The organism is Vibrio halioticoli NBRC 102217 (assembly GCF_000496695.1).
Classification (GTDB): Bacteria; Pseudomonadota; Gammaproteobacteria; order Enterobacterales; family Vibrionaceae; genus Vibrio; species Vibrio halioticoli.
Genome location: NZ_BAUJ01000005.1, coordinates 197934 through 210026 on the forward strand (window position 1 = coordinate 197934; position 12093 = coordinate 210026).

The 12093-nt window shown below is 43.4% G+C and carries 12 protein-coding genes and 1 tRNA gene; 6 read left to right on the forward strand and 7 right to left on the reverse strand.

Annotation, left to right across the window (positions count from 1 at the left end; genetic code table 11):
• Window positions 1-12: 12 nt before the first annotated feature.
• The 7 genes from ushA to hemA form a co-directional block, all read right to left on the reverse strand.
• Window positions 13-1659, reverse strand: a complete 1647-nt coding sequence (ushA, locus tag VHA01S_RS03415; protein WP_023402953.1) for a bifunctional UDP-sugar hydrolase/5'-nucleotidase UshA — start codon at window positions 1657-1659, stop codon at window positions 13-15.
• A 115-nt stretch (window positions 1660-1774) separates the two neighbouring features.
• On the reverse strand, window positions 1775-2626 hold the full coding sequence (kdsA, locus tag VHA01S_RS03420) for a 3-deoxy-8-phosphooctulonate synthase (RefSeq protein ID WP_039970047.1): 852 nt from the start codon (window positions 2624-2626) through the stop codon (window positions 1775-1777).
• 24 nt (window positions 2627-2650) lie between these two features.
• Window positions 2651-3460 carry a SirB1 family protein gene (locus VHA01S_RS03425; RefSeq protein ID WP_023402954.1) on the reverse strand — a complete coding sequence of 270 codons (810 nt, stop codon included), beginning with the start codon at window positions 3458-3460 and terminating at the stop codon, window positions 2651-2653.
• A 3-nt stretch (window positions 3461-3463) separates the two neighbouring features.
• Window positions 3464-3847 (reverse strand): SirB2 family protein, encoded by a 384-nt coding sequence (locus VHA01S_RS03430; RefSeq protein WP_023402955.1) that lies wholly within the window; start codon window positions 3845-3847, stop codon window positions 3464-3466.
• Window positions 3838-4704 (reverse strand): peptide chain release factor N(5)-glutamine methyltransferase, encoded by an 867-nt coding sequence (gene prmC / locus VHA01S_RS03435; protein WP_023402956.1) that lies wholly within the window; start codon window positions 4702-4704, stop codon window positions 3838-3840. Before prmC ends, VHA01S_RS03430 begins: the two co-directional genes overlap by 10 nt.
• A gap of 3 nt (window positions 4705-4707) precedes the next feature.
• Window positions 4708-5796 carry a peptide chain release factor 1 gene (prfA, locus tag VHA01S_RS03440; protein ID WP_023402957.1) on the reverse strand — a complete coding sequence of 363 codons (1089 nt, stop codon included), beginning with the start codon at window positions 5794-5796 and terminating at the stop codon, window positions 4708-4710.
• A 17-nt stretch (window positions 5797-5813) separates the two neighbouring features.
• Window positions 5814-7064, reverse strand: a complete 1251-nt coding sequence (gene hemA, locus VHA01S_RS03445; RefSeq protein WP_023402958.1) for a glutamyl-tRNA reductase — start codon at window positions 7062-7064, stop codon at window positions 5814-5816.
• A gap of 114 nt (window positions 7065-7178) precedes the next feature.
• On the opposite strand from hemA, the gene lolB reads away from it, so the two are divergent.
• The 6 genes from lolB to VHA01S_RS03475 all read left to right on the forward strand — a co-directional run bounded on the left by lolB (window position 7179) and on the right by VHA01S_RS03475 (window position 12054).
• Entirely contained in the window at window positions 7179-7805 is a 627-nt protein-coding gene (gene lolB / locus VHA01S_RS03450) for a lipoprotein insertase outer membrane protein LolB (RefSeq protein ID WP_039970049.1), read from the forward strand.
• Entirely contained in the window at window positions 7802-8695 is an 894-nt protein-coding gene (gene ispE / locus VHA01S_RS03455) for a 4-(cytidine 5'-diphospho)-2-C-methyl-D-erythritol kinase (RefSeq protein WP_023402960.1), read from the forward strand. Before lolB ends, ispE begins: the two co-directional genes overlap by 4 nt.
• 26 nt (window positions 8696-8721) lie before the next feature.
• Complete coding sequence (locus tag VHA01S_RS03460) at window positions 8722-9669, forward strand: ribose-phosphate pyrophosphokinase (RefSeq protein ID WP_023402961.1); 948 nt, start codon at window positions 8722-8724, stop codon at window positions 9667-9669.
• Window positions 9670-9900: 231 nt separating this feature from the next.
• On the forward strand, window positions 9901-10491 hold the full coding sequence (gene pth / locus VHA01S_RS03465; protein ID WP_023402962.1) for an aminoacyl-tRNA hydrolase: 591 nt from the start codon (window positions 9901-9903) through the stop codon (window positions 10489-10491).
• Window positions 10492-10501: 10 nt separating this feature from the next.
• Window positions 10502-11593, forward strand: a complete 1092-nt coding sequence (ychF, locus tag VHA01S_RS03470; protein WP_023402963.1) for a redox-regulated ATPase YchF — start codon at window positions 10502-10504, stop codon at window positions 11591-11593.
• 384 nt (window positions 11594-11977) lie between these two features.
• Window positions 11978-12054, forward strand: a tRNA-Met gene (locus tag VHA01S_RS03475).
• The last annotated feature ends 39 nt before the right edge of the window (window positions 12055-12093 follow it).

Sequence of the window (12093 nt, forward strand, 5' to 3'; positions counted from 1 at the left end):
ATCTTCTTAGTCCTATTCGTAAGTCATTTCCCCACGAGATTCATAACTTCTAATATCAATGGGGCTATTCGTCTCAAGATACTCCTTCAATACCTCGGCATCAACAAAGCCAGTGTTGACAAAACCGCTGTGATCTTTGATGACAGGATAACCGTCTCCACCAGCGGCATTAAAGCTTGGTACACTGAAGCGATACATTTTATCTTCTTCTAGCACTTTCCCGCCAATTTTGACGTTTTTCACCCCATCTTTTGCCACTGTCATCGAAATACCAGAGAACTGCGCATACGCACCTGAGTCGGTTGGCTTAGTCGCGACTACATTTAGGTAATCTAAAATCTCAGATCCTTTCATATCGACATAAGTAATGATGTTGCCAAAGGGCTGTACTGTCAGTACGTCTTTGTAAGTTATATCCCCTTCGGCGATAGAGTCACGCACGCCACCTGAGTTCATGACGCCAAAATCCGCTTTAGCACGTTGCATGTGCGCGGTAGCAATTAAGCGACCTAAGTTAGTTTGTTCAAACCTAACCTTATTACGATCTCCTTCCAGCTTGCCGTTGGACTGCGCAATTTTCACATTCAGTTTGGCTTGCCCTTGCTCTTGGTATGGCGTTAAAAAGTCTTCTACATCTGAATCAGCTTCGATTTTTTCACCAACAATTACGCGCTGTTTTTTGCCATCCACTTCCACTTTTTTCGTCAGGTTAATCGGTACTAACGCATAATGAACAAGCTCTAGCTCACCATCAGAATATTCATAATCAGCACGCCCAACGTATTTACCCCATTCGAAGGCTTGCATGATCCAAGTGCCATTTTGTTGGTCTGGTTGACAAGCATCTCCCGGCTTAAAGTTCTTTTTCACCAAGTTTGGGCCTTCCATACACACAGGCTCTTGTGAGTGACCGCCAATCACCATATCAAGTGCGCCCTCAGGCAAGTAACGAGCAAGGGCTACATCGCCCGGCGCATTGCCACCATGTTGGCCATTTTGGTAGTGCCCCATGTGCGTGACAGCAATGGTAATATCCGGTTGTTCGCGAGTTTCTATCTCTTTTAGCAGTTGTCTTGCTTCAGATTTAGGGTCTCTAAATTCTAAGCCTTGGATATATTCAGGATTGCCTATTTTGGCGGTGTCTTCGGTGGTTAAGCCTATAACAGCAATTTTTAAACCGTCTTTATCAAACATTTGATAAGGCTGAAATTTTCGCTGTTGGCTCTGTTTTTCGTAAATATTGGCCGACAGCATCGGGAACTTAGCCCATTGTTGCTGTTTTTCTAATACCGATAATGGGTTATCGAATTCATGGTTGCCAATCGCCATCGCATCGTAGCCCAGTAAGGTCATGCCTTTGAAATCAGGTTCCGCATCCAGAAGATCCGACTCTGGTACACCCGTATTGATGTCACCACCAGAGAGTAGCAACACCGCGCCACCTTCAGATTCAACTTCTTGACGAATTTGATCAATCAGCGTTTTTCTGGCCGCCATACCCAATTCACCGTATTTGTTTGGCCAAAAACGACCGTGGTGATCATTGGTATGTAGGATGGTCAGTTTTTGCACGTCATCATTATTACTGACCACGATATCGTCTGAGGCGCAACCTACGACTAGTGTCCCTACTGCTATTGCTAATACGAGTGATTTCATTTGCAACCATTACTATTCAATTAGATGTGTATGCAAAAAATAGCAACAAAAAAACGGGCTTGCGAATGCAAAGCCCGTTTTTATTAAAAGTATCACAGAGTTGTGAGTAGAAACTCTATTTAATATCTATCTGTGCAAAACTTTTGATTAAATCATCCAAAGATTTCATCTGCGCCAAGAACGGCTCAAGTTTATCCAGTGGCAACGCTGAAGGGCCGTCACAACGCGCTTTATCCGGATCTGGATGCGCTTCGATAAACAAACCTGCAATGCCAGTAGCTAGACCTGCTTTAGCAAGCTCTACTGTTTGCTCACGACGACCACCAGAGGCTGCGCCACTTGGGTCTCGCATTTGCAGTGAGTGAGTCACATCAAAGATGATAGGGCTACCGTTAGACACTTTTTTCATCACGCCAAAACCTAGCATATCAACCACTAAGTTGTCGTAACCCATGCAAGCGCCACGCTCACATAAGATGATCTTGTCGTTGCCACACTCAGCAAATTTATCAACGATATTACCCACTTGATTTGGGCTCATAAACTGAGGTTTTTTAACGTTAATCACGGCGCCTGTTTTTGCCATCGCTTCAACAAGATCAGTTTGGCGTGCTAAGAAAGCAGGTAATTGAATCACATCAACCACTTCCGATACAGGTTGAGCTTGCGCTTCTGTGTGTACATCAGTGATGATCTTAACGCCAAAAGTAGACTTCAATTCTTCAAAGATGCGCATCCCTTCTTCAAGGCCAGGACCACGATAAGAGTGTACAGAGCTGCGGTTTGCTTTATCAAATGACGCTTTAAATACGTAAGGGATCCCTAAGCGATCGGTCACTTCTACGTACTGTTCACAAGCACGCATTGCCAGATCGCGAGATTCAAGAACGTTGATCCCACCAAATAGCGTAAAAGGCTTGTCATTAGCAACTGAAATATCACCAACCTGAACGACTTTTTGTTCCATATCCATCTCTCTTTTTATTGAGCGCTAGTGTAAAACCACTGGCTCGTCATTAATTGCTTTTAGCTGTAGCTTAAGTATCTCAGCCGCAGGATCTTCAGGGCAGTTCTCAATAAAGAACTCATAGTCTTTACGCGCAATTTGAAAACAATCTAATTGCTGATAAATAAAGCCTCGGTCGCGGATCTCGTACGGATCTTCTGGCACTAAACTCAATGCTAAATCACTGCATGCTAGAGCTTGAGTATAGCGTTCCTCTCGCATCAATGCGCCTTTGAGTACGCCTAACCAGCGTCCAATAATGGTCGAGGTATCCGCCACTTTTAAGTGCTCTGGCTTTAGCATCGCTGAGTTGCCTTCCGCGCCTTTAAGCCAAGATAGCAAAGTATGTTTCGCTACATACTCACCATTAAAAGGGTTTACATAGTCGTGTTGTGCGTTTGTCCATTCAACTACCAACAAGAATTGAGTGGGAAAACTCACTCCTTTGATCGGAAAACCTAACTTACGCCCTAAGAATAATAATAGAGCGCCAAGGCTAACCGGAATGCCTTTTTTACGTTCTAGGACTTTTTCTATAAAGGCGTTTTCAGACGAGAAGTAATTCTCGTAGTCACCCTTAAAGCCCCATTGCTGGTAAAAAAGACGCAATAAGGCATCAAAGCGCGCTTTTTCGTTTGTTTCTCTTGATAAAGCTTGTTCCGCTTCATCAAGCATTTTTTCTAACTGTAACTCTACCCATGTCGCATTAACACTAGGGTCGACTTGAGCACAAAGACGCAAAGCACCTTCGACTAATTCCAAATCATCGAGACCTTTAAACCACAGATCTGACATCTTTTACCCCATAAGTATTGGCATTTTTGTCATGCCGATCTTAGCTGCCATTAACAACCAACCTAAAGCACCTAAGAAAGCAAAACCGCGTAGAAGCTGGTTTTTACCCATTTTTAGAGCAAATACACCCAATGCGATATACGCTAAAACACAGGTGAATTTTTCTGTTAACCACTCAGAGCCCGGTCTAAATGGAACCCAACCGGTCACAAGTAACAGTAGAATACCGGATAAAATGAGCAAACCATTCACGGCATGCGGTGTCACTTTTATAAATTTCTTGTTCTGTAACGGTGATTTACTCACCATCAAAATGTATTGAGTGATAAATAATCCTGCACTCAATGCAATTAAGATCAGGTGGATATTTTTTAATGCTACGTACATTCATTTCTTCCTTTAAATTGACCTAAGGTCACTCTGTCTTGACCTGCGTAGTCTTGCTCGGTAGATACTAGCTGATAGCCCATATCCAATAATATTTGTCGAGTTTGTTCGCCTTGCTCAAAGCCATGCTCCATCAATAACCAGCCACCATCGGCAAGGTGATCTCTTGCATGTTTAGCAATGTGCCGTAAGTCTGCTAATCCATTCTCCGCCGCCACCAGCGCCGAATCAGGTTCAAAGCGAACATCGCCAATCACCAAATGAGGATCCTGCTCATCGATATAAGGCGGGTTTGAGACAATGATCTGAAAATGCCCTGCATTGACCACAGGTTCAAACCAGCTGCCTTGTAAGAATTGTGCATTTTTAATGCCCAACTTGTTGGCGTTGCCAGTCGCTAAAATGCGCGCATCATCTTGGATATCAACGCCAATAAACTCAAAATGCGGACATTCAGAAGCTAAAGCCAAAGCAATTGCACCTGTACCTGTCCCCAAGTCAAGCCCTTTACCGGGAGCTGTACCGATTTTATCCAAAGCCAATTCGACTAAACGCTCAGTGTCAGGGCGTGGGATTAAGGTGGTTGGCGATACATTAAGAGGTAATGACCAAAACTCACGCTCGCCAGTAATATAAGCGATGGGTTCACCATTAATGCGGCGCTGCATAAGGGCATTAAAATCTTGGTGCTGCTGATCTGTCAGTAGTTTCTCAGGCCAAGTTAGCAAATAACTGCGTGGCTTTTGTAGTACGTGACACAGCAATACCGACGCATCAAGCTTTGCGGAATCAATGCCTAATTCAAGTAAACGCAGAGTCGCTGAATTCAGCGACTCTTGTACACTAGGTAAAGACACGACTTAGTTATTTTCAGATAGAGCGGCAAGCTGATCAGCTTGATGTTCTGCCATCACAGGGTCGATCAGTGACTGCATATCACCTTCTAAAATTTCATTTAGACGGTATAAGGTCAGGTTGATGCGGTGATCCGATACACGCCCTTGTGGGTAGTTGTAAGTACGGATACGGTCACTACGATCACCAGAACCTAGCAGGTTACGACGAGTATCTGACACTTCAGCCGCACGCTTAGCTTCTTCAGCTTGGGTAATACGAGCTGCCAGCACAGACATCGCTTTGGCTTTGTTTTTATGCTGTGAACGCTCATCCTGACACTCAACAACTGTGCCGGTTGGTAAGTGAGTAATACGAATAGCAGAGTCCGTGGTGTTAACGTGCTGACCACCTGCGCCCGATGAACGGAAGGTATCAATTTTTAGATCGCTGGCTTTAATTTGTGGAAGCTCAGCTTCTGGGATCTCTGGCATAATCGCCACGGTACACGCCGAAGTATGTACGCGACCTTGAGATTCAGTCTCAGGAACACGCTGTACGCGGTGACCGCCAGACTCAAATTTCATGGTGCCGTATACGCCATCACCCGACACTTTAGCGATCACTTCTTTGTAACCACCTTGCTCTGATTCATTGGCGCTCATGACTTCTACGCGCCAACCTTTCTTCTCAGCAAATTTTGAGTACATGCGGAAAAGGTTGCCCGCAAAGATACCGGCTTCATCACCACCAGCACCGGCGCGGATCTCTAAGAAACAGTTACGTTCGTCGTTAGGATCTTTTGGTAGCAATAGAATTTGTAGCTCATCGGTCAAAGACTCAATGTTCGCTTTTGCATCTTTAATTTCTTCCTGAGCCATTTCTTTCATCTCAGGATCGTCTTCGTTAGCCATATCTTGCGCAGCTTCAAGATCTTCTTGAGCTTGCTGATAAGCTTGGAAGCACTTGGTGACTTCCTCTAGTTGAGAGTACTCTTTTGATAGTGCACGGAACTTGTTTTGATCGCCGATAACGCCCGGATCACCAAGTAGGTGTTGCACTTCTTCATAACGCTCAACTAACGTCTCCAATTTCACTAATATCGATGCTTTCATATTCTTCTTAAAAATAGTTATAGGTCTTCAAGACCAAGGCTTTTTCTTATTACAGCTAAATCATCCAATGCGCCCTGCTCAGCCGCTTCTTGAAGCGATTTGGTGGGGATATGGATGAGTTTATTGGTCAATTTATTGCTTAACTCTAGTAATACTTTTTCTGGATCACCACCAACGCTTAACGCTTGTAAGCTTTTTTCTAACAGCTCGCGACGAACGCAATCTGAGGCGCGGCGATAATCCCTAATGCTTTCCACAGCCTTTCGAGAACGTAACCAGCTTTTAAACTCTTTGTTCTCAATGGCAATGATTTTTTCAGCTTGAACCGCTTCGGCTCGGCGCTGCTCAATATTTTTATCAATAATGGTTTGCAGATCATCCACAGTATAAAGATAAGCGTCACTGAGTTCAGAGACTTCTGACTCTATATCTCTAGGCACGGCAATATCAATAAACAAGATAGGTTTATGTTTACGTGTTTTTAGCGCACTTTCTACCATGCCTTTACCTATAATGGGTAACGGACTAGCGGTAGAGCTTATTACAATGTCGGTATCGACTAAAGTTTGTGGAATCTCACTTAAACTGATTACTTGCCCATTAAACTGCGCCGCCAAACCTGCCGCACGTTCGCGGGTACGGTTGGCCACCGTCATATTATGACAGCCGGTATCGGATAAATGTTTCGCAACCAGCTCAATGGTTTCGCCCGCACCAACCAATAATACTTTAGAGCGCTCTAGTGATTCAAAAATATGTTTAGCTAAAGTACAAGCCGCATAAGCAACGGAAACCGCATTCCCGCCAATATCCGTTTCTGTACGTACTCGCTTAGCAACAGAGAAGGCTTTTTGAAATAACTTATCTAAATTACCTTTTACCACGCCTCTTTCTTTAGCGTCGGCATAGGCTTGTTTTACTTGGCCTAATATTTGAGGCTCACCCAACACCAAAGAGTCTAAACCACATGAGACTCTCATTAAATGCTGAATCGTTTCTTCGTCACTGTAATGATAGAGGCTAGGTTTTAAGTCATCATCTTTAACTTGATGGAAATCGATAAGCCAATCGACAATATTATTTGCCGACGGAGCATCAATATAAAGTTCAGTACGATTGCAGGTAGATAGAATAACGCTACCTTTGACCTCAGACATAGAATGTAACTGCTGCAAGGCATCGCTCATCTTATCTGGAGAAAACGCGACTTTCTCTCTCAGTTCCACCGAAGCGGTATTGTGATTGATTCCTATGGTCAATAAAGGCATTTACTACTTAGACATACAAAATAAAAACGCAATTTTACTTGAAGCACTACAGCAATAAAAGAGGCTTTATTGTATCATTAGCTCAAACCTTGAATCAGAGCTCTAATTCTTGACATGCAAATCACTCAAACATCTTCTATTTTGAAATGCTTGCTTAGGTTTACACCCTTCTTTCTTATTTTATTGTTGTTTGGTTGTGAGACTACGCAACATGTTCCGACTCACAGTGTCGAATATCAAACCCATCAAGCAAAACTTGCCACACTGACCAATTTTAGTCTTTCAGGAAAACTCGGTTATATCGACCCTACCCAACGCCAAAGTTTAAACTTCCATTGGAAGCAATCGCCACAACAAAGCCAGTTACGACTGTCGACTTTTTTAGGCAAGACTGTGCTCAATTTAAGTATTGATGAGCAAGGCGCTACAGTAACCGATATCCATGGAAAACGTTATTTTGATAAAGATGCCGATCTTTTGTTTTACCAATTAACCGGCATGCGCTTACCGATTGTTTATATGCAAGACTGGATCAAAGGACAGCCAACCGCAGCCGATCACTTTGAAGTTGCAGAGAATGGCACTTTAGCCTCTTTACAACAAACTCGCGGTGGGCAGACTTGGTTGATGGATTATAAAAGCTATCAAGAAACCAATGACCTCATTTTACCAAACAAAATGACCCTTTCGAGAGACCCAATCAAACTGAACATTGTTATCAGTAAGTGGAATATACAATGATAACCAGCACCACAACCTGGCCATCGCCAGCCAAGCTAAATCTGTTTTTGTACATCACTGGACGCCGAGACAATGGCTACCACGATCTACAAACACTTTTTCAGTTTATTAACTTTGGTGATGAGCTCACCATTACCGCTAACAATAGTGGAAAAATCACCGTTACCCCTGAACTTGAAGGTGTTCCTGTCCAACAAAACCTTATCTGGAAAGCGGCAGTTGCATTAAAAGAAGCGGTACTTAAAAACTCCGAAGCTGCTGCCAACCATTCATTAGGCGCTGATATTCATATCAATAAAGTCTTGCCTATGGGCGGCGGCATTGGTGGCGGTTCATCTAACGCCGCTACTACCTTGGTCGCGCTCAATTATTTATGGCAACTTGATATATCTTTGCCAGACTTAGCCAAGATAGGACTAAGTTTAGGGGCAGATGTTCCTGTATTTGTGCAAGGCTTTGCAGCATTTGCCGAAGGTGTTGGGGAGTCTTTGACTAAAGTTGAACCAGAAGAAAAGTGGTATTTAGTCGTCAGACCAAACCAAAGTATTTCCACAGCTGAGATATTTTGTCACCCAAATCTAACAAGAGATACACAAAAACGCAGTTGGGAAGAGCTAAAAAGTAGCCCCTACGAAAACGATTGCGAAAAAATAGTGCGTTTACTGTACCCAGAGGTTGATAAGCAACTTTCTTGGCTGTTACAATATGCGCCGTCAAGATTGACGGGAACAGGGTCTTGCGTTTTTGCTGAGTTTGATACTCAATTAGAAGCACAAAACATATTAAGACAACTTCCCGAAAATACAACAGCATTTGTTGCACAAGGAAACAACATTTCTCCTTTGCACCTGACATTGGCGCAGTTATCTGCCCAAACACTACCCAATTAACTGGACGCAACCTCGAGGTTTCCACCGTGCCTGATATGAAGCTATTTGCTGGTAACGCTACACCTGAACTAGCCCAACGCATTGCTGACCGCCTATATATTTCTCTAGGTGATGCTGTCGTTGACCGTTTTTCTGATGGCGAAGTCGCTGTACAAATTAATGAAAACGTTCGCGGTAGCGATGTATTTATCATTCAATCTACCTGTGCCCCTACCAATGACAACCTGATGGAGTTGGTAGTAATGATTGACGCAATGCGTCGTGCTTCTGCCGGCCGTATTACAGCTGTAATCCCTTACTTCGGCTATGCTCGCCAAGATCGCCGCGTGCGTTCTGCTCGTGTGCCAATTACAGCAAAAGTAGTCGCTGACTTCTTATCTAACGTTGGTGTTGACCGCGTTCTAACTATCGACCTACACGCAGAGCAAATTCAAGGATTCTTCGACGTACCAGTAGATAACATCTTCGGTACTCCAGTTCTTCTTGAAGATATGAAAAACCGTGGCCTAGAAGATCCTGTTGTTGTATCTCCTGACCTAGGCGGCGTTGTACGTGCTCGCGCTACAGCAAAAGCTCTTGGTGATGTTGATATCGCTATCGTAGACAAACGTCGTCCACGCGCGAACGTTTCTGAAGTAATGAACCTTATTGGTGACGTTGAAGGTCGTGACTGTGTGATCGTTGATGACATGATCGATACTGGTGGCACACTATGTAAAGCAGCTGAAGCTCTAAAAGAGCGTGGCGCTAAACGTGTATTTGCTTACGCAACACACGCTGTATTCTCTGGCACTGCTGCGAAAAACATTAAGAGCTCAGTACTTGACCAAGTGATCATCACTGACTCAATTACACTAAGCAAAGAAATGGCAGCAACAGGTAAAGTATCTCAGTTAACTCTATCTAGCATGCTAGCTGAAGCGATTCGTCGCATCAGCAACGAAGAGTCTATCTCTGCGATGTTTAGTAACTAATTTTTAGTTTCTAAGCTAAGCAATAGCCGCTAAAAGTTAAGTCATTCAATATTCAACATCTGATTGTTTGAGTATGAATGGGGTTCTTAAGAACCAGAATAATTCCAAGAATCCCGGTACTTATTATTAAGCACCGGGATTTTTTACTGTTACTTACTTTTTACTCTTACCAATATTGCGTGCTATCATATCGCGCTTTTTGTTGTCACCTACATTTACGAGAGTTAAATCTTGAGCCAAGAAATTAAATTACTTGTTGGCCTGGCTAACCCAGGTCCTGAATATGCTAGAACACGTCATAACGCAGGCGCTTGGGTAATCGAAGAATTAGCTCGAGTACATAATGTGACACTAAAAAATGAGCCTAAGTTTTTTGGTTTAACTGGCAGAATTTTGGTCCACGGCCAAGATCTTCGCTTGCTTATCCCAACCACTTTCATGAACCTTTCAGGCAAATCAGTCTCTGCTCTGGCTAAGTTTTATCAAATAAAACCCGAGGAGATAATGATTGCGCACGATGAACTAGACTTACCTCCAGGTGTCGGCAAGTTCAAAAAAGGTGGTGGTCATGGTGGGCATAACGGACTAAAAGACAGCATAAGCAAATTAGGCAACAATAAAGATTTTTACCGACTACGCATCGGCATCGGACACCCTGGTCATAAAGACCGTGTGGCGGGCTATGTATTAGGCAAAGCCCCGGCCAAAGAGCAAGAATGCCTAGATGCCGTAGTCGACGAATCCGTCCGCAGTTTAGACATATTGCTAAAAGACGGTTTAACTAAAGCACAAAATCGCTTACACACGTTCAAAGCAGAATAAGGTTTTAATCATGGGTTTTAAATGTGGCATCGTTGGTCTTCCAAACGTTGGTAAATCAACTCTTTTCAATGCGCTTACCAAAGCAGGTATCGAGGCGGCAAACTTCCCGTTTTGTACTATCGAACCAAACACAGGCGTTGTTCCTGTGCCAGATCTACGTTTAGACGCTCTTGCTGAAATCGTAAATCCACAAAAAATTCTGCCAACTACAATGGAATTTGTAGACATTGCAGGTCTGGTTGCGGGCGCATCTCGTGGTGAAGGTCTAGGTAACAAATTCCTAGCTAACATCCGCGAAACTGACGCTATCGGACACGTTGTTCGCTGTTTCGAGAACGAAAACATCGTTCACGTATCAGGTAAAGTATCGCCTATCGAAGACATCGAGGTGATTAACCTTGAGCTAGCAATGGCCGATCTTGATAGCTGTGAACGCGCAATGCACCGTAATGCTAAAAAAGCAAAAGGTGGCGATAAAGACGCTAAGTTTGAACTGGCTGTTTTAGAAAAACTGCTACCAATTCTTACTGAAGGCGGCATGGCTCGTACTGTTGAGCTAAGCAAAGAAGAGCTACTTGCGGTAGGTTACTTAAACTTCCTAACGCTTAAGCCAACCATGTACATTGCTAACGTGGCTGAAGACGGCTTCGAAAACAACCCATTTTTAGACGCTGTTCGTGAATACGCAGCCAAAGAAAACAACGTTGTTGTACCTGTATGTGCGGCTATCGAATCAGAAATGGCAGAACTAGACGATGAAGATCGCGCTGAGTTCTTAGCCGATATGGGCATTGAAGAACCCGGTCTAAACCGCGTGATTCGTTCAGGTTACGATCTACTTACCCTACAAACTTACTTCACCGCTGGTGTGAAAGAAGTACGTGCATGGACGATCCCTGTAGGCGCTACTGCGCCACAATCAGCAGGTAAGATCCATACTGACTTCGAAAAAGGCTTCATTCGCGCTGAAGTTGTAGGCTACGATGATTTCATCCAGTTCAAAGGTGAAAGTGGCGCTAAAGATGCAGGTAAATGGCGTCTAGAAGGTAAAGATTACGTCGTTAAAGATGGTGACGTTATCCACTTCCGCTTCAACGTATAATTCTACGCTTCGATAGCAGGTAAGATTGTGCAAAAAAAGATCGCTTCGGCGATCTTTTTTATTGGCGTTACAATTACCTTATTCATACACATTTCAATCCCCGCTCTTTATCAGCTCAATATTATTAAAACAATTTTTTTAATCTCGCCCGGCACAAAACCCTCTATGATTAAATGCTAATCAAACCTATTTCCATACTGTCTAATTTTGTGAATTATTAGATGTTTTCTGCATAAAAACAGGGCGCTTTGTTTAAAAAAAGTTCGAACAGGCTATAACTGGCGAAATCTTTAAAAAAACTATTGACGCTTTCCTGTGATATACGCATAATGCGCTCCGTTCTCGACACTGTCTAACAGGGTTGAGAAATGACAATATGGTAATGGCTACTTAGCTCAGCTGGTTAGAGCACATCACTCATAATGATGGGGTCGCAGGTTCAAATCCCGCAGTAGCCACCATTTCCTAAATGCTTTCTTTAGAGAGTTATTAGGAAATAT